At 37.4% G+C, this 20,517-nt stretch carries 15 protein-coding genes, 3 tRNA genes and 3 pseudogenes; 11 read left to right on the top strand and 10 right to left on the bottom strand.

Going from position 1 to position 20,517, the window contains the following annotated elements; translation table 11 throughout:
- Positions 1-4: 4 nt before the first annotated feature.
- From ND855_RS14300 to bcp, 8 genes and pseudogenes are all read right to left on the bottom strand, one after another.
- Positions 5-1,036, bottom strand: coding sequence for a protein-glutamate methylesterase/protein-glutamine glutaminase (locus ND855_RS14300; protein WP_265358884.1), 1,032 nt, complete (start codon positions 1,034-1,036; stop codon positions 5-7).
- Positions 1,033-2,889, bottom strand: a complete 1,857-nt coding sequence (locus ND855_RS14295) for a chemotaxis protein CheA (RefSeq protein WP_265358883.1) — start codon at positions 2,887-2,889, stop codon at positions 1,033-1,035. Before ND855_RS14295 ends, ND855_RS14300 begins: the two co-directional genes overlap by 4 nt.
- 8 nt (positions 2,890-2,897) lie before the next feature.
- Positions 2,898-3,752: pseudogene (locus ND855_RS14290) on the bottom strand (methyl-accepting chemotaxis protein); the annotation flags it as partial.
- Positions 3,753-3,887: 135 nt separating this feature from the next.
- Positions 3,888-4,412: pseudogene (locus ND855_RS14285) on the bottom strand (MCP four helix bundle domain-containing protein); the annotation flags it as partial.
- Positions 4,413-4,442: 30 nt separating this feature from the next.
- A complete protein-coding gene (locus tag ND855_RS14280) occupies positions 4,443-4,973 on the bottom strand; it encodes a chemotaxis protein CheW (protein WP_265358882.1) in 531 nt (176 codons plus the stop codon).
- Positions 4,974-5,025: 52 nt separating this feature from the next.
- A complete protein-coding gene (locus ND855_RS14275; RefSeq protein ID WP_265358881.1) occupies positions 5,026-6,267 on the bottom strand; it encodes a sensor histidine kinase in 1,242 nt (413 codons plus the stop codon).
- A gap of 423 nt (positions 6,268-6,690) precedes the next feature.
- The gene (locus tag ND855_RS14270) at positions 6,691-8,175 is read right to left on the bottom strand and encodes a leucyl aminopeptidase (RefSeq protein ID WP_265358880.1); all 1,485 of its coding nucleotides are present in this window, start codon (positions 8,173-8,175) and stop codon (positions 6,691-6,693) included.
- A complete protein-coding gene (gene bcp, locus ND855_RS14265; RefSeq protein WP_100718512.1) occupies positions 8,172-8,645 on the bottom strand; it encodes a thioredoxin-dependent thiol peroxidase in 474 nt (157 codons plus the stop codon). Before bcp ends, ND855_RS14270 begins: the two co-directional genes overlap by 4 nt.
- A gap of 78 nt (positions 8,646-8,723) precedes the next feature.
- Here bcp and ND855_RS14260 point away from each other — a divergent pair, with 78 nt between their 5' ends.
- A complete protein-coding gene (locus tag ND855_RS14260; RefSeq protein WP_265358879.1) occupies positions 8,724-9,119 on the top strand; it encodes a hypothetical protein in 396 nt (131 codons plus the stop codon).
- A 28-nt stretch (positions 9,120-9,147) separates the two neighbouring features.
- Positions 9,148-10,620, top strand: coding sequence for a potassium/proton antiporter (locus tag ND855_RS14255; RefSeq protein ID WP_265358878.1), 1,473 nt, complete (start codon positions 9,148-9,150; stop codon positions 10,618-10,620).
- On the opposite strand, the gene ND855_RS14250 is transcribed toward ND855_RS14255, so the two are convergent.
- Together ND855_RS14250 and ND855_RS14245 are read right to left on the bottom strand one after the other, a co-directional pair.
- Positions 10,617-11,975 carry an APC family permease gene (locus ND855_RS14250; RefSeq protein WP_265358877.1) on the bottom strand — a complete coding sequence of 453 codons (1,359 nt, stop codon included), beginning with the start codon at positions 11,973-11,975 and terminating at the stop codon, positions 10,617-10,619. The two genes, ND855_RS14255 and ND855_RS14250, sit on opposite strands and share 4 nt — an antisense overlap.
- The gene (locus ND855_RS14245) at positions 11,976-12,491 is read right to left on the bottom strand and encodes an LIC10415 family protein (RefSeq protein ID WP_265358876.1); all 516 of its coding nucleotides are present in this window, start codon (positions 12,489-12,491) and stop codon (positions 11,976-11,978) included.
- Positions 12,492-12,713: 222 nt separating this feature from the next.
- Between ND855_RS14245 and sppA the strand changes: the two are divergent.
- The 9 genes and pseudogenes from sppA to ND855_RS14200 all read left to right on the top strand — a co-directional run.
- Positions 12,714-13,509: pseudogene (gene sppA / locus ND855_RS14240) on the top strand (signal peptide peptidase SppA); the annotation flags it as partial.
- A 118-nt stretch (positions 13,510-13,627) separates the two neighbouring features.
- A complete protein-coding gene (locus ND855_RS14235; protein WP_265358874.1) occupies positions 13,628-14,236 on the top strand; it encodes a hypothetical protein in 609 nt (202 codons plus the stop codon).
- A complete protein-coding gene (gene surE / locus ND855_RS14230) occupies positions 14,237-14,977 on the top strand; it encodes a 5'/3'-nucleotidase SurE (protein ID WP_135682319.1) in 741 nt (246 codons plus the stop codon).
- A gap of 5 nt (positions 14,978-14,982) precedes the next feature.
- Positions 14,983-15,654 (top strand): tetratricopeptide repeat protein, encoded by a 672-nt coding sequence (locus ND855_RS14225; RefSeq protein WP_265358873.1) that lies wholly within the window; start codon positions 14,983-14,985, stop codon positions 15,652-15,654.
- Positions 15,655-15,713: 59 nt separating this feature from the next.
- A tRNA-Pro gene (locus ND855_RS14220) sits at positions 15,714-15,785 on the top strand.
- A 17-nt stretch (positions 15,786-15,802) separates the two neighbouring features.
- Positions 15,803-15,876, top strand: a tRNA-Arg gene (locus ND855_RS14215).
- A gap of 18 nt (positions 15,877-15,894) precedes the next feature.
- Positions 15,895-15,966 (top strand) — tRNA-His (locus ND855_RS14210).
- A gap of 824 nt (positions 15,967-16,790) precedes the next feature.
- Positions 16,791-18,101: an SH3 domain-containing protein gene (locus ND855_RS14205; protein WP_265358872.1), complete on the top strand. Its 1,311-nt coding sequence runs from the start codon at positions 16,791-16,793 to the stop codon at positions 18,099-18,101.
- Positions 18,102-18,400: 299 nt separating this feature from the next.
- A complete protein-coding gene (locus ND855_RS14200) occupies positions 18,401-20,449 on the top strand; it encodes a methyl-accepting chemotaxis protein (RefSeq protein WP_265358871.1) in 2,049 nt (682 codons plus the stop codon).
- Positions 20,450-20,517 lie beyond the last annotated feature (68 nt).

The following is a 20,517-nucleotide window of genomic DNA, read 5'->3' as shown; positions in this document are numbered from 1 at the left end:
CTTGTTATGTTTCTAAAATTTGAATGATTTTTTGTGGAATATCAACTAATGGAGTTTGATGGCTGATGCCACCTAACAGGAATGCTTCCTTTGGCATTCCATAAACAACTGACGATTTTTCATCTTGTCCAATTGTGAACCCTCCAGCTGTCCGAATGTTTTTAATGCCAGATGCACCATCTCTTCCCATTCCAGTTAAAATGACAGCTACACAATGATTCCCCATCTTTCCTTTTGCAATGGAATCAAACATAACATCAACGCTAGGTCGATGTCCTGATACCTTTTCGAAAGTTTCAAGTTCAAGATACATTTTTCCGGCCAACCGCCTAACTAAAAGATGTTTGTCACCAGGAGCTAAATAAACTCCACCAGTTTCTAAAATGTCACCATTTGATGCTTCTATTACGTTTAGACCACTTGTTGCTTTTAGGCGCATTGCAAACAAACTTGTAAAATACTCTGGCATATGTTGGACAATCACAATTGGAGGTAAATTGGTAGGTAATCGACTTAAAAGATAATCGATGGCTTGTGTGCCACCAGTGGATGCACCAATAGCAATGATTTTGATACGATTATTTTTCTCTTCATTGAATTTGAGTTTTGTTGTTTTTGCAAATAAGGATTGTTTTTGAAGTTTGACTTCAGTTCCATATTTTTTGATTTTAGTCGTAAGTTCTTTTAACATACGTAAAAAATCAGATTCACTTCCGTCTGGTTTTTGGACAAAATCAACAGCTCCATTAGAAAGTGCGGCAAGAGTTGCATCTGCTCCAGATTGTGTAAATGTGCTTAACATGATCACAGGAGTAGGGTACTTAGGCATAAGCCAATTTAAAAATTCTATTCCACTCATACCTGGCATCACAACATCCAAACTAATGACATCAGGACGTAATGATTCGACTAGTTTTTGTGCTTCATTTGCATTTGCTGCTGTACCAATTACTTTGATGGTTGGATCATCTTTAAACGTATCAGAAAGAACATTTCTCACAATATTTTGATCATCCACTATCAACAGTTTGATCATGATGCGCCAACTAATTCAAGTTTGCTAAAAATCGATTTAACATCTAAAATTAAACTGACGTTTCCATTTCCTAATATAGTAAATCCATTTACACCTTGAGCATTTTCCATAATTCCCATTAAAGGTTTGATCACTACATTTTGATTTCCGATGATTTCATCGACTCTGATTCCAATTAGTTTTCTTTCATATTCGAGAATGATCATCAACGGATCTTCATTATCATAAATGATCTGTTCTTTGTGATTGAGGATTTGATTGATATTAAAAATAGGAATAAAAGTACCTCGAATGTCTAAGACCTTTTGTCCTTCATCTAATTCGATTTCCTTTTTGTCTCGAAGGCTTACGAATTCGCGTAATTCAATCGTTTGGATTGTAAAAAATTTCTGACCAACTCTAACAACAGTTCCTTCCATGATACCTAAGGATAGAGGGATACGTAAAACAATTGTTGTCCCTTCTCCAAACTGACTATGGATTTCAATTTTTCCACCTAGTTTGACTATGTTTTGGCGGACTATATCCATTCCAACACCACGACCAGAGATATCAGAAACAACTTTTGCAGTGGATAAACCAGGTAAAAATATTAAATTGAAAACCTCTTGGTCAGTGAGTGACGAAGTATCTCCAGAGATAAGTCCATTTTGTTTAGCCTTTTCTAATATTTTATTTCTATCTAAACCTCGGCCATCATCTCGAATCATCACCCAAACTTCATTCACTGATTGTCTGGCACTGAGAAAAATATTCCCTGTATCAGATTTTCCTCGGTTCATTCGATCCTCAGGAGATTCTAAACCATGGTCGATAGAGTTTCGAAGGATATGAACAATTGGATCTGCAATTAGATCAACAATGGATTTATCAATTTCAGTATCTTCCCCTTTGATATGTAAGAGTACTTTTTTACCAGATTGTTTTTGCAGGTCTCTTACTAAACGTGACATCTTTTGGAAGACACCAGAAATAGGAATCATCCGAGTGGAAAATGCAACTTCTTGCAAATCTAAAAGTATTTTATGAAATCGAGTTAGTGCTGAATTTAAACTTTCGTTACGAATTGATTTAATCGTTGGATGTTGGGTTACATTTGATTCGGCGATGACAAGTTCTCCCACTAAATCTAAAAGTGAATCTAACTTATCATTTGCGACTTTGATTTCTTTGCGTATATTGGAGATAACAGGTTTATTTTGATCGCCTAAACGTTCTACCTTGGAGTTACTTGATGCAACTTCTGTTTGGGTTTGTTTTGGTTCTTCCTCAAAAATTTCAAATTTTTTGTTTTTATGAACAGTTTGGTTTGTTTCTTCACCAAAGATTTCATATACATTCGATTGTTTGTTAGTTTCCTTCGGTGGTTCTGCTTCGTCAAAAATCTCGTATATTTTTTTCTCTTTTTTGGGTTTTTCTGAAACTGTTTCCACAACCGAATGTTGTTTCAGTTTATTGATCTCACCTTGTAATGCTTGGATCTGCGTTTCCGTTGGTGGATCCATTTCCGGATTTGATTTTAATGTTTCAACTTTAGATAACAAAACACGCATACGATCGAATGTATCGATTAGAACTTGTGTTAACTCATCAGATGGCAAAAGTTTTTGGTTTCGGAGTAAATCCATCAATGTTTCAGCTTCATGCGTTAACTTGACTAGAGTTTCTAATTTGAGAAGTCCAGAAGAACCTTTAAATGTATGAACAGAACGAAACAAATTGTTCATCAGTTCTTCATCAAAGTTTCCATGTGAGTTTTGGATTTCTTCGATGGCAAGGATTGCATTTTCACAATCCTCTATCAATTCGAAACCTTCTTGGATGAATCCGAGTAAGAGATCTTCTCTATTCATATTGATGGTTAAAATTTTTCAGTTAAATTTGTTTCATGTTTCAAATCGTGAGTAGATTTTGATTTCCCTCCATTGGAATTGCCAAATCCAACTTTTGAATTTTTTCCAAATTCACTTGCTATCGATTTTAATTCAGAGGAATTGATTTTTTTGGAACTTACTGATTGTTTCACATTCAGTTTCACAAGAGATTCCATGATTTCCATCAAATGAGTTGCTTGTTCCTTTAATTCGTTGGAAGTTGCAGCCAATTCTTCTGATGCAGATGCTGAAACTTGAGTGGTTTGGTCCATCTGTGTCATAGCCATTGAAATTTGTGAAATTCCTGCAGATTGTTCTCTTGAAGAGACGGCAATTCCAGAAACTAGTTCAGCCGTTCTGTTGATACTTGGGACAATTTGTTCGATGATCCTACCTGCTTCTGTGGCAAGTGAGACACTGTTGGTTGACAATTGGTTGATTTCTTGTGCAGCTACTTGGCTTCGTTCTGCTAGTTTACGAACTTCGTCAGCAACAACAGCAAATCCCTTTCCATGTTTTCCAGCACGAGCTGCTTCAATGGCAGCATTTAACGCAAGTAAGTTTGTTTGATAAGCAATTTCTTCAATGATTTTAATTCTAGAAGAGATGTTTTTCATCGCTTCTAAAGTTTTTAAAACCGACTCTTGGCCAATTACAGCTTCACTTGCTGATTTGCCTGCAATATTATTAGTTTCTATTGCTGATTCTGCATTTTGTGAGACAGAGGCTGACATCTCCTCGATGGAAGCTGTTGTTTCTTCCACAGAAGCTGCTTGTTCGCTTGCTCCTTGGCTTAAGGAAAACGCGGTAGAGGAAACTTGTTCGGATGCGACTGTGACCATACCTACAATTTCCATAGCAGCATTCAATGACTTGGTGATACTTCTGATAATCCAAAAGGCAACGATGAATGCGATTGCAAATGATACAATTAATTGGATGGTAAAGGATCGAACCATAAAATTATAAGCTTTCGATGCATTCTCATAGGCATTTTTCATTTTCGATTCTGACAAAATGGCAAAGTCTTCCATGGTTTTGTCGAGAGCCATGGCCGCTGCCCTTCCTCTAGTGGAAGAGTTTGCTTGTGCTTCTTTTGCTTTAAATTGTAAAGCCATACTTTTGGTGACAGCATAAGCTGCATACCATTCTTCTAATTGTTTCTCTAATCCAGGTACTTTCGCTTTTTCATCTTGGTCTAGTAAGTCATAAAATTCTTTTTTGATTTTTGTAAAATCAACTTCGAGACCAGCTCTTATGTTCAAACGTTTGTTTTGTTCTTCTTCGCTCGTTGCGAGTATTAAGTTTTTTTCCTCGCGTATCATCCAAATGAACTTTGCTCTTAATTGTTCGGATAGTTGTACTTTTTTAGAATGTGTATTTACAATCTCATGTAAGGTTGAATTTAATTGATTCAGTGAATTGAGCCCAATCATTGTATTGATCAGGATAATCAAAACGAGAGCACTAAATCCTAAAATCAGTTTTGATTTCACTTTCATATTATTTAAATAATTCATCTTTTTGTTCCTTTATTGATTTTTGATGGCGAGTGCGTTGTCTAACGCGAGTTTGTCTTCATCTTTTAGAAGATTTTCTATGTTGAGTAAAACTTTTACATCTTCATTGATTTTTGCGATGGATTGGACAAAACGATTGTTTTCCGATTCACCAAATTTTGGTGCTTCTTCAATGTTTTGAGCATTGATTCGTATCACTTCTTTTACCGTATCGACTATGAGGCCAACAAGTTGGTTTTTAAAATTGAGAATAATGATACATGTTTTATCATCATAACCAACATTCTCCATTCGAAACCTGTCTCTCACATCAATGAGGGCAATTACCTTTCCCCGAAGATTGATCACACCCTTGATAAAAGTAGGCATATCAGGTACTTCAGTGATGTTTTGCATTCCAACAATTTCGGTTATGTATTTGATTTCGATACCGTAACTTCTGTCCGCAAGTGAAAAGATTAAAAATCGATTTTCGAGGGTATCTTCCTCGTTTTCGAAATCATCATTATCATCTGTCAGTGAATCCAATTCACTCGTATTCATTGAAATGCCTCGTTGGTTTGATTGATCTTAAATCTTATTTAGCTTATTAAAATTAAGTACGAACTGTACTCATGGGGAATTCTAGGGAGACGGAAACTTCTTCACTAGATTTTGAATATAGATGCGACTTAAGGAGGTTAAAGTATACTTTTCCTTCCATGTCCTCAACCATTTTTTTAATGATTGGGAGACCCAAACCTAATCCAAATTCCTCTTTCGAATACCTCTCATCTACGTATTTGTTATGACGGTAGAATGGTTGGAACAAAATGGTTTCTTGTGATTTGGTAAAATCTAGTTTGTGAATGGATGTATCAAAAGGAGGGTTTAATACTTTTACGATGATATGATCACCAGCACTTAATAATAATACATAGATCACACAATGGTCATTTCCATATTTCATTGCATTGATGAGTAACTCACGGATCACTCTTTTGAAATTCTTTTTGTGAATGTTTACATAGAGATTGTGTCCATTTTTCGAATTAGAAATTTGGACTTGTTGGGCTTTGATGCCTAACATATCAATCAGATCACTTACTTCTTCCAGAATCAATGTATGTAATTCTCGTAAATTCACTTGTTCTGAAGTTCTTTTTTTGTTTTCAAAAATCAGTTGAGCTTCAGCTAACGTTTGTACTAATTTCTTTGTACTATTGAAGTTTTCTTCCAACATTTCGAAGATTGCACTGGGTATTGTTACTTGATCTCCTTCACGTTTGGCTTTCCTGACCATTGCACCAACGGTAGTCACAAGGGCACCAAGGCCGGAACCTTGCATGAGTGATGTATTGAGGTTGGGTAAAGCAGTTTCCATCCATTCGCGTGAAATGGTTTTTCCCTCAATTTCCTGCCTCCAATCGAAAATACGGATGATCTCTCTGTGAAGTGATTCTTCGTAATGGATTACATTCTTTTCTTCCACATCTAAATCAGACGAAGAAACGATGCATTCTTCTGAAAGGATCAAACTTAAGATAAAATAATTTTTGGTATCAATGGGAATCGGAGCAATTTGCGAACGAATTTTTTGGCGGTTAAAAAGGATCTCAGCTTCCTCAGGGTGTTGTTCGTCTCGGACTTTTGCTAGGGATTGTCCCCAACGATTCGCAAACTCGGGATTCATGTCTTGGATGGTTCTTCCAATTTCCGTTTCAAAATTGATCTCTTCATTGAGAAAGTAGGGTCCTAAAAAATTTTTTAAACACAAGGAATCATCGAAGACAAAAAAGGATGCTTTGGGTGTGACAATCTCTCCTTGGTTATCGTTTGTTATTCGGTGATTGTCCATAAGGTTACTTTGCATAGAATGGAATATTACAGTAATGAAATGTTAAGCATTTAGGCAATCATTTTGAAAAAATAGCGAAAAAAAGGACAAAAGGAACACATGCTTTTCATTAGGAGTTGTCCGAGTTGGCTGATTAAGATTTAGAATCATTCTGATTGTCTTTCAGTTAACATTCCTTAAATGCTAGATCAAAATGAATTGGTAATTTGTGTAAATTCTTTTCTCATTGTTAGTTGGTCGTTTTCTTTTTAGGAACGGAGATCAGGTGACATAAGTGAATATTATTTTGTCGAGATGGTTTTTTGTCATTCATCTCGGAATTGTTAGTTGGTGAATAGAGTTGATCTGGTAGTGGAAGGAATTTGGATAGAGAACTAATTCGAACTCGTTCTCTATCCAGTTTTTGAATGTGAAGATACTTTTTTACTTACTTGCTAATTCCTTTGCTAAATCCACTAACAAACGTACGCCGTAACCAGTGGGTCCTTGGAATTGGGTTCCCGATTTTTTCTTTCTCCAAGCTGCTCCTGCAATGTCAATATGAGCCCAATTGATGGATTCATCGACAAACTTAGAGAGGAATACTCCAGCAGATATTGTCCCTGCTCCCTTTCCACCACCTGTGATGTTTTTGAGATCAGCGATGTCTGATTTTAAGTCTTCTCCATATTCTTCCCATAGAGGTAGTTCCCAAACTCGATCATCAGATGCCTCAGAAGCCTTGAAGAGTGCTTCTCGTAATGGATCAGAATTTGTAAGGATGGCGGCGGCTTCATGTCCAAGTGCAATGATGACTGCACCTGTGAGTGTCGCCAAATCCACCATATAATCTGGTTTGTAGTTTTTGGAAACATATGAGAGTACATCACCTAACACGAGTCTACCTTCTGCATCCGTGTTTTGTACTTCTACAGTAGTTCCATTATAGGCAGTATAGACATCACCAGGTTTAATTGCTTTTCCATCTGGCATATTTTCAGCAACACCAATGGCTGCAATGATGTGGATCGGGATCTCAAGAGCGGCAATGGCACCGATTGCATGAATCGTTGCAGCGGCTCCACACATATCATATTTCATTTCATGCATTTCACCCGGTGGTTTTAAGGAAATACCACCTGTATCAAATGTTAATCCTTTTCCAACGATGGCGAATTTCTTTTTGGCTTTTGTTGGTTTGTATTCCAGAATCACCATTTTGCCTTCTAATTCTGAACCACGAGAGACTGCAAGGATACCACCTAACCCCTCTTTTTTGAGTTGGGTTTCATCCCAAACTTTAACTGAGAGTTTGTATTCCTTGGCTATTTCTTTTGCTCTCGAAACAAAGTCATTTGGAGTGAAGTAATTTGCTGGTAAATGTGCGATGTGTCTGGCACCATTCACATGTTTTGCGACAACTTTACTTTTAGAAAGACCACTTTCTGCTAAACTATGAACAGATTTGTCCTCGAATTTTAAAAAGACGGCTCCCACCTTCTTTTTTTCTTTGTCTTTCTTCTTTGTTTGTAATACTGAAACTGGATAACTTCCAATATAGAGAGTATTGGCAAGTTGATAAGCAATTCGGTCTGCAGAAAACTTTTTGGAAAGTGTTTTCGAAATATGAATTTCCAATCCCATTCCATCATAGTTCAGGATTTTTTCTCCATACTTGAAAAAATGAGAGATAAATTTTCTGAAATTTAATTTATCCTTTTCACCTAATCCAAGATAAATGGTTTGTTCCGCTTCATCTCGAAATTCTTTTCCAAGTTCTCCAGAAAACACTTTGGTTTCAATTTGTGTTCGGAATTTTTTCCCGAGTTCCTCTTTCACATCTTCTTGGAAAATAGGAATTAATTTATAAAAGGTACCAGATTTGAAGTTTCCGATTTGGATTTGGAGTGGAGAGATTTCGATTTTCATTTCCCTTGGATTTCCTGAATGTCTTTAATGATTTCTTCAACGTGTCCTTTTACCTTCACGCTGTCATAGATTTTTTTAATTTTGAGAGAACTGTCGAGAAGGAAGGTCGATCGAACGATTCCCATTCCTTTACGTCCCATAAATACTTTTTCGCGCCACACACCATATGCTTCGCAGATTTCTCCAGATTCATCGGAGATGAGATCAAAATTGAGTTCTTGTTTTTCGATGAATTTGGTATGGGATTTGGGATTGTCTTTGGAAATTCCTACGACGTTATAACCAAATTTTTTGAGACGGGCAAAGTTGTCTCGGAAGTCACAGGCTTCTGTTGTACATCCTGGAGTCATGTCTCTTGGATAAAAATAAACTACGACTCCATTTTTTCCTGTTAGATCGGCGAGTTTCACTTTTTCGCCGTTTTGGTTGACACTTGTAAAATTGGGGGCTTTTTTCCCTACTTCCAACATAATTTTCACTCCTGGTAAATTCATTCTTTTAGACAATTTTCAGTTGTCAATTTCGGAAAATGATTCGATACTAATTGTATGGATTCGAAAGAAAGGGTACAACTCATCCGGGAAGGAAATACTGCCTTTAATGCAGGTGATATCCGGAAAGCTCGTGAACTCTTTCTGAAAACAGACTATAAAGATGGCCTCATCCGTTTGGGTGACCATTTTATGTACGACCGAAAACTTCCCATGTTGGCTTTTGGGTATTACAAAAAAGCAGGTCGACAAGACAAGGTTGATGAAATTTACCAACGAATGGTCTATGCACTTTCCGTTTGGTTAGGCCGCGATAAGTGGAAAGTTCCGGCATCTGCCAATCAATCAAACGAAGCACAACAAGAATCGGCATCAACTTTAAATCCTGATGATTTTAAAGTTCATCCCATCTTAAAAGCAAAAGCTCTCGAAATACTTTCTTCCAAACATTAATCAGTTTGGATTCGTCTAAGGACTAAACATGATAGATAGTTTTACCTTACAAGCACTCGTTATTTCTACTTTGATCATTTTCTCCATTCTATCGAGTAAACTTTTTTTCCGTTTTGGTTTTCCGATTTTACTTATCTTTTTAACCTTTGGTATGTTAGCTGGTGCTGATGGTCCAGGCAGGATAGACTTTAGTGATTATAGTTTAGCACAATCCATCGGAATTTTTGCTTTAATTTATATCCTGTTTTTGGGTGGTCTTGAAAGCGAATGGGATAGTTTAAAAAACTTCTTATCAGTTGGAATTCGTCTCTCTATTATAGGAACAATTTTAACTGCACTCATCTTAGGAGTAGTCATTCATCTTTTATTTCCAGTACTTGGGTTTATGGAATCCTTTTTACTTGGCTCGATTGTCAGTGCCACTGATGCAGCATCAGTATTTAATATTTTTAAGACAGGTTCTTCTGACCTTCCTGTTCATTTAAAAAAAATAATCGAATTTGAATCGGGATCCAATGATGCTGTTGGTGTCCTTCTCACCACAATTTTCATGAATCTCATCACAGCGGACGCTAGTTTTAGCGGATTCCAATTCTTTCGCTTTTTTGTGATGCAAGTACTTGTTGGTGTGATGATGGGATATAGTATGGGAATTCTCATCTTGTATTTAATGAATTCCGTCAAACTTGGGTATGACGGTCTTTATTTAGTATTCATCACCGCATCTGTTCCCTTCATATATGCTGTCACAACTGTATTCCAAGGGAATGGATTTTTAGCAGTTTATATCGCGGGGATTATCGTTGGACGCAATAAGTTCATTCACAAAAAATCAATCTTTCGGTTTTTGAACGGTTATGTTTGGATCCTACAAATTGGTATGTTTCTTTGTTTTGGTTTACTTGTGTATCCAACAAGAATGGCAAATATTTGGGTACCAGGGCTTCTCATTGGGGTATTACTCATATTATTAGCAAGACCACTTGCCGTTTTCATTTCCTTATTTAGAGTTAATTTACCCATCAAAGAAAAATTATTTATCTCATGGGTAGGGCTTAGAGGAGCTTCCCCAATCATCCTTGCTACCTTCCCAATTGCCCAAGGCCTTGTATGGGGAGATTTACTCTTTCATATCGTATTTTTTGTTGTTTTGGTATCTCTTCTCATCCAAGGATCACTCATCCCAAGAGTGGCACAGTGGCTCGGGATTTTAAAGGTAGATCCAGATCGTAAAATTTATCGTCCTACAGACTTTGATAACATCGAGTTTCCGGGGATGACCTTACAAGAGTTAATCGTTCCATACAATTCAAGTGTTGTTGATAAAGCTTTGTTTGAAATTAAACTACCAGACCAATCACATATCCTTCTCATTGCGAGGGGAGAACAATTCCTCATTCCTTCGGGAAACACTCAGGTGAAAGGTGGGGATGTTGTTTGGGTTTTAGCAAAAGACGATGTGATGCCAATTATAGGCAAAACTTTTATGGCAATCGCCTAACGAAGTTTTTTGTCCAATCGAAGTAGATAATATACAGGCAATGCGATCAGTGTGATCATTAGCCCCCAAGAAGCAGTGATTGGTTTTTCGACAAACAAAATCACCATCACAGCAATGTTAGCAAATATATACAAAAAGATTGGTAGAGGGTAAAAAGGTATTTTATAATCAGATTTCATACCCATTTTTTCAAATCGAAATGGTGTAGCCGCAGTGAGGCAAGACAGAATAAGAATCGAACACGTGATCATATAAAGAAGTGCTTCAATTTCTTTTACAAACAAAAATAAAATCGCAACAAAACCCTGAAAAAAAATAGAAACATAAGGACTATGCCATTTGGGATGGACTTTGGAAAACGAAGGTAAAAACACTCCATCCCTTGCCATGGCAAAGTAAACTCGACTTCCTCCAATGAGAATGGCAGACATTGATCCTAAAATCACCCAGGCTATAAAACTTGTAGTTAATACCGAATAATTAACTCCGAATAACTTTTGAAAGGCGATGGCACCAATCCCATCTTGGCCCGCTAATTCATCGATAGGCGCTGATATTACAAAAAGTAAATTGATTGCAAAATAAAGTCCAGCGACAAGAAAACAAGCTGTGATCGCGGAACGTATAATTGTTTTTTCAGGGTTTTTCACTTCTTCGGCAATGTAAGTGATCATATTCCACCCAAGGTAAGAAAAGGATACGGGTACAATTCCGATGAGCACTTTGGAATAAAAGGAAAGTTCTAAGATATTTGGGAAAGGAGAGTTAAGAAGGTAATTCCAATGTGTAGAACCAATACTGAACCCAAGTGCCAAAAATAAAAGTAGTCCTGTAATTTTTAAAACAGCAAATACATTTTGTACGCGAACCGCAGACTTAATCCCAAAATAATTCAATCCACTAAAAAAGAGAATAGGCAAAATTCCAATTAGGGTAAGGGAACTTACTTGTAAGTCTAGACCTAACAAAGTGTAAGTTGGTGATTCAAAGTAGGGCAGTTCAGGGAATAAAATTTGGACATACTTACCAAAGGCTAAGGCAAGTACAGATACACAGGCAGAAAAATTAGTGAGTAAAGAGGACCAACCACTCATAAACGCGATGGCTGGAGAGTAGGCAACTTTTAAGTATACATAGTCTCCGCCTGCAAAGGGGAGGAGTCTTGCAGCATAAGCATATGTGATGGATCCAGACAAAGCAAGTAAACCACCGATGATCCAACATAGGAGGACAATCCAAAGGTTTCCTGTTTCTTTAATTAAATACCCAGAAGTGAAAAAGATCCCCGATCCCACCATCGATGAGAATAAAACGGAGACGGAATCAAAAGTATTGAGGCTACGTTTTAATTCCAATTAACCGCCGAGGAGACGTTTGACCATTGTTTCTGAAATCGGTTTCATGGAAGCAGTCGAAACCGATCCAATTTTTCCCTTAAACTCTTCAGGATTCAACATCATACCAAGAGAAAAGATATTTTCACTTTCTACTTCTTTTTTCCTGAGTTCCGCAAGGAGCCCAGAAACCGTTGCTTTACTTGTTTCCAAAATTTCCGGTTTGGATTTGTTTCCTTCACCTAACTCTGGAAAGAGTGGTTCTCCCTCAAACAAAAGTTCTTTGAGTTTGTTTTCTTCTTGGGTATTGTCTTCCAAAAGTCCAATCCGAGATTGTTCCTTCGAAAGTTGTTTTTGTAATTCTGTGAGCCGTGATTGGATATTGTGGTACTGTACAGGAAGGCTTACCACAAAGTCAGATTTTTCTTCTGCCTTTTGTATTTGGTTTCCTGCTTTTCCAGAGACATCTTTGGTGTCTTTTTTGTCCTGGATTAATTTTTCGGCTGAGTTGAGGAGACGATTGAGACGAACATCCATGTCCTACCTTCCTTGGTAAAGGCCTTATGTCTCGGCGGTGCCTGGACATAAATCCTATGACTACCTGTCTAATTTTCGGATGACCCGTACAAGGAAAATAAACTTTTTCTAAAAAAAAGTAAAGAATTATTAAAGTTGACTCGGGTTTTTACACAGTTTTGCTAGTGAGAGTTTATGGAAAGAAACCAATTTCTTCTCTTTCTCTCCTTTTTGTTCTCCACCATTGCCACAATTCTCGGAATTGCGATCCTTTTCTCGGGATCAAGCCTTGCTCGTTACTCGAGTGGGACGGGCGGGAGTCTTTTCCAAGCCAGTGAAATCGGTGCTGTCGTCATACCGATCGTAGGCGAAATCCACTCTGGGGAATCCACATTTGATTCGACTGGTGCCGACACCATTTTACGCCAATTACGTGATCTGGAAGAGGACGGTAACATCAAAGGGATACTTCTCGAAATCAACTCTCCTGGCGGAACCGTTGCTGCTTCCCAAGAGATTTTTAACGAACTGCTACATTTACGAAAAACAAAAAAGATTGTGGTGAGTATGAAAGATGTAGCTGCCTCTGGTGGGTACTACATAGCCTCTGCATCCGATTATATCTTTGCCGAAAATGGAACCATCACAGGATCCATTGGTGTTATCTCATTTGCTCCGAATGTAAAGGGACTTCTCGATCGGTACGGCGTGGCGGTTCGCACTTACAAAGCAGGAAAATACAAAGATATGTATTCTCCGTTTCGTGACTCGACAAACGAAGAAGATGATATGATTGGAAAACAACTCCAAGACACCTATCGTAAGTTTGTTGAAGATGTTGCCAAAGGTCGAAACAAAACTGTGAAATCCATTGAAGAGTTAGCAGAAGGAAAAATTTATTCAGGGGAAGATGCTTTCCGCAACAAACTAGTAGATGATATTGGTGGAAGGCGAGAAGCCCATAAAAAACTCTCAGAACTTTGCCAATACGAAGGTGAAATCCCACTTTTTGAACAGGAATATTCGCCATTTGAACGAATGATACGTTCCTTAGGTGTTAAGTTTTTGGGTGAAGGATCGCAAACTGCAAAAATTAGATCTCTTTTGCAATCGCAAGTTCTTGTGATCCTTCCTACATCCCTCGGAAAATTAATGTTATGAGAGATTTTTTCTTTGATTTGGTAGATACATTGGAGTTGGTATTTCTCGACCCACTCCGTTATTCAGAAGAAGTAAAAGAAATTCCTTTTGCCTTAAGTCCTAGTTCTAGTTGGTTGTTTTCGATTTTGTCCGCATTGTCGTTGTCAGTGGGGATGAGTATTTTATCTGCACCTTATACAGTTTCTACCTTGTCGTTTCTATTTTTTGGATTTCTTGCGAATTTAATATTGTTTCGATTTTTTCCATTTTTCTATTCACTGGTTGCTGATTATTATGTGCAAAAAAAAGGAAGAACACAAAAACTTTTGTTCCTTGTAATGTTTGCAAGGCACGCGACCGTACTCTTTTTGTTATTTGCTCCCGTTTGTATTGTGATCCATGCTATTGGATTATCGGGTGTAGGTTCAGGATTTTTTTTATTACTTACTTTCATAATGTTGTATGGTTTGGTCATTGCACGTGGACTCAAATCCATTTATGAACTGAAAAATCGCGATTCGATACGTTTTTCCTTTTATGCTTTGGGATTAACCATTTTGTTTCCATTTTTAATGAATTTGTACACAGCAACGAGTGTCCTGCAATCGGTATCAGGCGGTTTTTAATTGAATTTACTCATTACAAATGACGACGGAATCTCTTCCGCCGGTATTAAGGCTTTGGAACGAGTCCTTGGCAAATCTTACAAAACATACCTCATTGCTCCTCTCAAAGAACGATCTGTGACTTCCATGGCACTGACTGTTTTCCAAGGGATGAGAGTCGAACGGATCAATGACAACCATTACATCGCTGATGGATTCCCTGTGGATTGTGTGAACATTGGTTTGTATGCAGATATTTTTCCAAAAATTGACTTTGTCATCTCTGGGATCAACAGAGGTGTGAACATGGGTTATGATGTGCATTATTCAGGGACAGTTGGTGCGGCTAAACATGGTGCTTTACATGGTATCCCTTCTCTTGCAGTGAGTTCTGGTCGCATTGATCCAGAAGATGGGTATGAAAAGGAAGCACAACTTGTATTAACTTTCTTAGAAAAATACAAATCCCAAATCCAGTCTGGAGAAATATGGAATTTAAATTTTCCTCCTGAAGTCCGTGGAACGGGAACCATCAGTGAACTTGTTTTTACAAGACTCGGTCGCAGGCGTTATTCCGAAAAGTATGAGAAAAAACAAATCATTGAAGGTGTCAGCGAATTTCAGTTAAACGGAAGTTTGCTCGGTCATGATGAGGAAACGGGAACAGACTTTGAAGCCTATTACCAAGGAAAAATCCCTGTGACACCGATCCAATTGGACCTAACAGAAAAAAATCGTCTGAAGGAATTACAAACCAAATAAAACCTATGGCAGTAGACAACGATTACCTTTCTTATATGAACAAAGGCAATTATGCCATGGCTTTAAACCTTCTCGACCAAGCATTATTGCAAAATCCAGAGGATCCTATCCTCTTATACAATTTTGCTTTGTGTTGTTTCCAAACGAAAAACTTTAAAAAAACAATCCAAGTTTTGGATCGAATCTTAAGTGAATACCCAGGTTTCATAGAACTGGACAATGTGTACCGACTAAAAGTATTTTCCCTTGTGGAACTCAAAGAATGGGAATCTGCGGAAGGGATCATCAAGGAACGATTACAAATTGCGGTAGATGATGCCAAACTCCTCTCGTTTTTGGCCCATGTATATGAATACACCCACCGTTTGGAAGATGCGATCTCCATCCACAGACGGATTTTAAAAGCTAATCCTGATTATAAAAATAGTTTGAATTCCCTTGGTTACTTACTCGCTTTAAAAAAGAAACTAACAGCAGAGGAAAGAGCCGAAGCCATTCGATCCTTAAAAAAAGCATTAGAACTGGATCCCAATAATCCGGCCTATTTGGATAGCTTTGGGTATTTTTTGCAAACCAATGGGAAACCAGAAGAAGCTTGGAAGGCATATCGTAAGGCCTTACAAAAGAACCCAAACCACCCCGTCCTCCTCGAAAGACTCAAGAACCTGAAGAAATAAATCTCCCTTTTGTTGACACAGTCCTTCTTCCAAAAACACTGGTGTTTCAAGGACTTTCTCGGGATGTAGCGCAGTGGTAGCGCATCTGTTTTGGGTACAGAGGGTCGCAGGTTCAAATCCTGTCATCCCGAATCAGTTGGTTCTATCTGACCCGGTAGCTCAGCTGGATAGAGCAACTGCCTTCTAAGCAGTTGGTCGGGGGTTCGAATCCCTCTCGGGTCGATGATTGTTCTAGAAACGGTGGATGTAGTTCAGCGGTAGAGCCCCGGTTTGTGGTACCGGTCGTCGCGGGTTCGAATCCCGTCATCCACCCACTTGTAAATTTCCCCTTTAACGAATATAATTTTTCCCAAAAAGTCCACGAGCGCCTTGCGTTCGCTTGGCCCTCCATGGCCAAAGCTCTCGCCCGCATCCATCCGTGGATGCTTTGCGGCGTTAGTGGACTTGTTGGGAAAAAACTTCGATTTCATTGGGAAATTGCGTACAAGTATAGAATTTACTTAAGAATGAATTGAATTGGGATTCGAACGATTTTGCGATAGAGTTCGAGTAGCCAATTTGGCAAGACACCTTGCCTAATTGGCGTTAAGCGAGAACGACCGAGCGCAAGGACGCGCGAGGGCCCGCAAAAGACGGCCTGGAACGAGTTCGACCTGGATGGGAGAACCGTGGAAGGCGAATCCCGTCATCCACCCACTTATCAATTTCCCACTTCAACGATATAGTTTTTTCTCAAAAGCAAATAGGCGCCTTGCGTTCGCTTGGCCCTCCATGGCCAAAGCTCCCGCTCGCATCCATCCGTGGATGCTTTGCGGCGCCCATGCCATTGTTAGGAAAGGCCTCGATTTTATTGGGAAATTGTGTACAAGTATAAAAGTTATTTAAGAATGAATTGGATTGGGATTCGATGTTGTTGTCGGGAGGAATGATAAGAATTCTATCGATTGTTAGATTGTAAAAAATGCAGAAAGTTTATCTTGGTTAAAGTAAGATTGTGTTAAATGATCGGGACTATGGAGGAAGTAGGGATTGGCTTTGTAAAAATACTTGAAAGGAAGAATAGAAACAAAGCTAAATTGGCTTATATGAAGATAATTCTTTGTTTGTTTCTCATCATATCTATTGGATGCAAAAAAATGCAATCTTTCAATGAAGAACAAAACGTTGTCAGCGGATTTGCTTTTGCAATTCAAAAATCTCCTTTATACAAAAATACAGATGTAAAGAGTGAAATTCTCCTAATCATTCCAGAAGGGGCGAAGATGGATGTAATAGACGATACTAATCGTAATTTTTGGAAGGTGTCTTATGGTGGAAAAATAGGATTTGTTCCGAGAACTTTTTATACTGAAATAAAAGATAATTTTATCTCTGTATTCTATAATATAGAAGAAAGCGATTACAACAGTGTTTCCACGAATAGAGAGAATCTAAGATTACGAAATAAACCTTTTTTAGATGCAAAGGTTATCAGTTTGTTGCAGAAAAATAAGAAAGTTTTTGTCCTTGCTATTGGAAGACTATTTCAGCAGATTGATTCAAATTTTGATGTATGGTATTTGGTTAAAACCGAAAAAGGTGAAATAGGATTTATCTATGGAGGATTTACTTATAAAAATTCCCATTATATAAATGTTCCCATATTAAACAAAAACAAACTTTGGATGGATATACGTAACCTGGATGGTTTTGTGGCATTCCCTGGTGCCTCAAAGGATGATGATCGCCTTCCTTCTTATTGTGGCAGTAAAGAAAATGGATATAATTCAGACATTCATGGAGGTATCGAACTCATCTCGGGCATTTCGAATCATAAAGGAATCAATTATTATTTAGTAGATGAACTTTATAATGACATTGAAGGATGCGATGCGATGACCCTTTGGATTTCCGAAAAATATGTTACATTGGTTGAAAATGTAAAATCTTATACGGAGAAAAAATACGCGAAAAACTTTGATCCAAAGTTATTAAAAATTCTGAATGTAGAAAACTACAAAGCACTATCGGTTAAAAAGTTAGAAGAGAGTGAAAAATACCTACATAATTTCTTTCAAGTTGAGTATACGACCAGAGAAATTAACCTTGGATCTTCGATCTATGTTTACCAAAATCAAAAGAAGGATTATTTCCATTTAACAGAAGCATCTCAGTTGTATTTCGGGGATATAAACCAAGATAAAATTCCAGAGATCTTTGTTTGTTATACGGATGGGTTAAATAGTTTTATGGGAGATCTCTTTGTTTATCAAAATGGAGATTATTCTCCAGTATTACAATTTAGACCAGAAGATGAAATTAGTGGAGTGAGATTCGTTGAGGATCGAATTGAGTTTGCCTTTGATGGAACGGTTGATGGATGTCCGTTTGATGAAAGGTTTTCCGAAACGGCAAAAAAGGTTGTTCGGTATAAGTTTCTCAAAGGGAATTTGGAAAAGATAAAATAGAAAACAACCAAACAATGAAGTTACAGAAACCTATGGATTGGGATGGAAGAAACATTGAATGACGGTTCCAGAAATCCATTTTAAGGTTATCCTTACCATTTCGATTCAGTTTTTCTTTCAAACGCTGTTGGATGCAAATGACATAATTTTTTAAAATTAGTACTTACACCGAATTTTGAAACTTAGGGAGAAGGAAAGGCATTAAATTGATTTCATAATTTTCGCATTCTATATTATTTTATTTTCTAATTCTCTACAGGTAATAAACTGCATACTACTGAAAGAGGGAAATCACTCGTATGCATTCTTATTTTTCCAATATATCGATTCGACTCAGACTGATCCTTTTGCCTCTTCCTGTCCTATTGTTTTTATTGATTGTGCTCGTTTTGTACATTCAATCGCAAAACAAGGAAATCGATTTCTCAGTGAAAGAACAGAAAGGTATCGAGATCATCAAACCTGTTTATTTTGCATTTAAAGTTGCATTACCGAAATTCAAAATTGGGAATGAGAATGTAGATGATTTAAAACCTATGATTGAAGAAGGGAAAGCAGCCATTCTCAAATCAGGAATCCTTTCTGAAAATTCAAAACAATTTCAAAAATGGAATGCGTATTTAACTCACGAACGATTCAACCAAGAGACAACTCGCAATTTTTTGGAAGATACACAAGACTTAGCAGTTAAGATTGGAGACCATTCGAATTTGATATTGGATCCAAAACTGGAATCCTATTACCAAATGGATATCATTCTGTTCCAAATTCCTATGTTATGGAAACATGTTGGGCAACTCAAAGAATTAATTCGGGATGAGTATCTTGGAGAAAATCGAAAACGGAAAACTTTTTCGAATATCAGTTATACAAAATCAATCATATCGATCAATGCGATTGAGAACATTTGTACCAATATCACAAGTTCTTATAAAAAAACAATGGAGAATGCTCCAACCTATCAAGAGAAGATTCAAAAGAACATAGACCAAACAAACCAGGCTTGTAATGCCTATGTTGATGAACTGAAAAAAATATTGATAACTGAGGTGAACAAACCGGATTCATCCGATGAGTTATTCAACATCATACATAAGGGAACATTTTTAGGTTCGGAAATTCAAAATTTTTCCATTTTGATTTTTGAAAACCTGATAAAGGATCGTTTGTCAGAACAAAAATTCCACAGGTTGATCAATATACTCATTCTTGTTGTGGCACTATGTGTTTCTATACTTTTGATTTTTCTCATCTTTAAAAGTATCAACCTTCCATTAAAAACTGTTTTAATGAAAGTCGAGGAATTATCGAGTGGTGATGCCGATCTCACAAAAAAACTACCTTCGTTTGGTGAAAATGAAATTGGAGAAATTTCAGGTTCCATCAATCGTTTTGTAAGCCAATTACATGATATCATTGTGCAACTGAAACATTCAGTGAACCAAGTTGAAAAAAGTTCTGACCAATTAAAACATGATGCTCTATCGGTATCAGATAATGCATCAGGACTTGCTTCCACTTCAGAAGAGGCTGCCGCTTCCTTAGAAGAATTATCTTCTTCCTTTGAAGTTATGTTTGGTTCCATTTCAGACGAAACCAAAAACATTGCTAAAATTGCAGAAGAAATTCGAAATATTGAATATTCCATCGTGAATATTGAAAAGGAACTCAACCAGTTATCGATTGAAGCTGTTGCATCAACTCAATTAGCGGATAATGGAAATTTATCGATCCGAAGTACGGATAATTCAATGGAAGAGATCCGATTGGTAACAAAAGAAATTTCTGGGATCGTGGATTTGATCACGGATATCTCTGAACAAACAAATTTACTGGCACTCAATGCCAGTATCGAAGCGGCCCGAGCAGGTGATGCGGGAAGAGGTTTTGCTGTAGTAGCGGAAGAAATTTCAAAACTTGCTGATAAAACCAGAACTTCTGTAAAAAATATTATGACATTAATTGCAAAGAGTGATTTAGCAGTCAACATTGGTGTGAATCATGTGAATGATACAGTTAAAGTTCTAAATGAAATTGTTGGCCAATCCAATCGGATTCAAACAGGTGTTGAAAAACTAAAGGGTGAAATCTCATCTCAATCCAATAGTTTAACCAATGTATCAGACGAACTCAAAGAACTGCAGTCATTGGCAGAATCAATCGAAACATCTTGCCAAGAACAAAAACGAACTTCTGAAGATATGGTTGTTAGTGTGAATTCACTTTCAGGTAGTGCCCAGGAACTTGCTCAAAGTTCCGAAGATCTAAACCGCGTAAGTGTCACGATTAGTAGTGTGGCAAAAACAATTTCTACGATTGCCAATTCGTTCGAAACGAGTATTGATTAATAAATAAGAATTTATATTTTGTGATGTGATGGTTACGAACTTTTCTACATTACTTAGGAGGTTTGAGC

It is taken from the genome of Leptospira paudalimensis, from assembly GCF_026151345.1.
In the GTDB taxonomy this organism is placed as follows: Bacteria; Spirochaetota; Leptospiria; order Leptospirales; family Leptospiraceae; genus Leptospira_A; species Leptospira_A paudalimensis.
This window is presented reverse-complemented; position numbering and strand designations above follow the sequence as displayed.

What these genes read in the sequence shown, in the direction of transcription:
- ND855_RS14260 (WP_265358879.1), top strand. Translation starts at nt 8,724, where the DNA reads ATGGATTCGAAAGAAAGGGTACAACTCATCCGGGAAGGAAATACTGCC.
- ND855_RS14300 (WP_265358884.1), bottom strand. Translation starts at nt 1,036, where the DNA reads ATGATCAAACTGTTGATAGTGGATGATCAAAATATTGTGAGAAATGTT.
- ND855_RS14225 (WP_265358873.1), top strand. Translation starts at nt 14,983, where the DNA reads ATGGCAGTAGACAACGATTACCTTTCTTATATGAACAAAGGCAATTAT.
- ND855_RS14200 (WP_265358871.1), top strand. Translation starts at nt 18,401, where the DNA reads ATGCATTCTTATTTTTCCAATATATCGATTCGACTCAGACTGATCCTT.
- ND855_RS14255 (WP_265358878.1), top strand. Translation starts at nt 9,148, where the DNA reads ATGATAGATAGTTTTACCTTACAAGCACTCGTTATTTCTACTTTGATC.
- ND855_RS14270 (WP_265358880.1), bottom strand. Translation starts at nt 8,175, where the DNA reads ATGAAAATCGAAATCTCTCCACTCCAAATCCAAATCGGAAACTTCAAA.
- ND855_RS14295 (WP_265358883.1), bottom strand. Translation starts at nt 2,889, where the DNA reads ATGAATAGAGAAGATCTCTTACTCGGATTCATCCAAGAAGGTTTCGAA.
- ND855_RS14275 (WP_265358881.1), bottom strand. Translation starts at nt 6,267, where the DNA reads ATGGACAATCACCGAATAACAAACGATAACCAAGGAGAGATTGTCACA.
- ND855_RS14235 (WP_265358874.1), top strand. Translation starts at nt 13,628, where the DNA reads ATGAGAGATTTTTTCTTTGATTTGGTAGATACATTGGAGTTGGTATTT.
- ND855_RS14205 (WP_265358872.1), top strand. Translation starts at nt 16,791, where the DNA reads ATGCAATCTTTCAATGAAGAACAAAACGTTGTCAGCGGATTTGCTTTT.
- ND855_RS14280 (WP_265358882.1), bottom strand. Translation starts at nt 4,973, where the DNA reads ATGAATACGAGTGAATTGGATTCACTGACAGATGATAATGATGATTTC.
- ND855_RS14245 (WP_265358876.1), bottom strand. Translation starts at nt 12,491, where the DNA reads ATGGATGTTCGTCTCAATCGTCTCCTCAACTCAGCCGAAAAATTAATC.
- bcp (WP_100718512.1), bottom strand. Translation starts at nt 8,645, where the DNA reads ATGTTGGAAGTAGGGAAAAAAGCCCCCAATTTTACAAGTGTCAACCAA.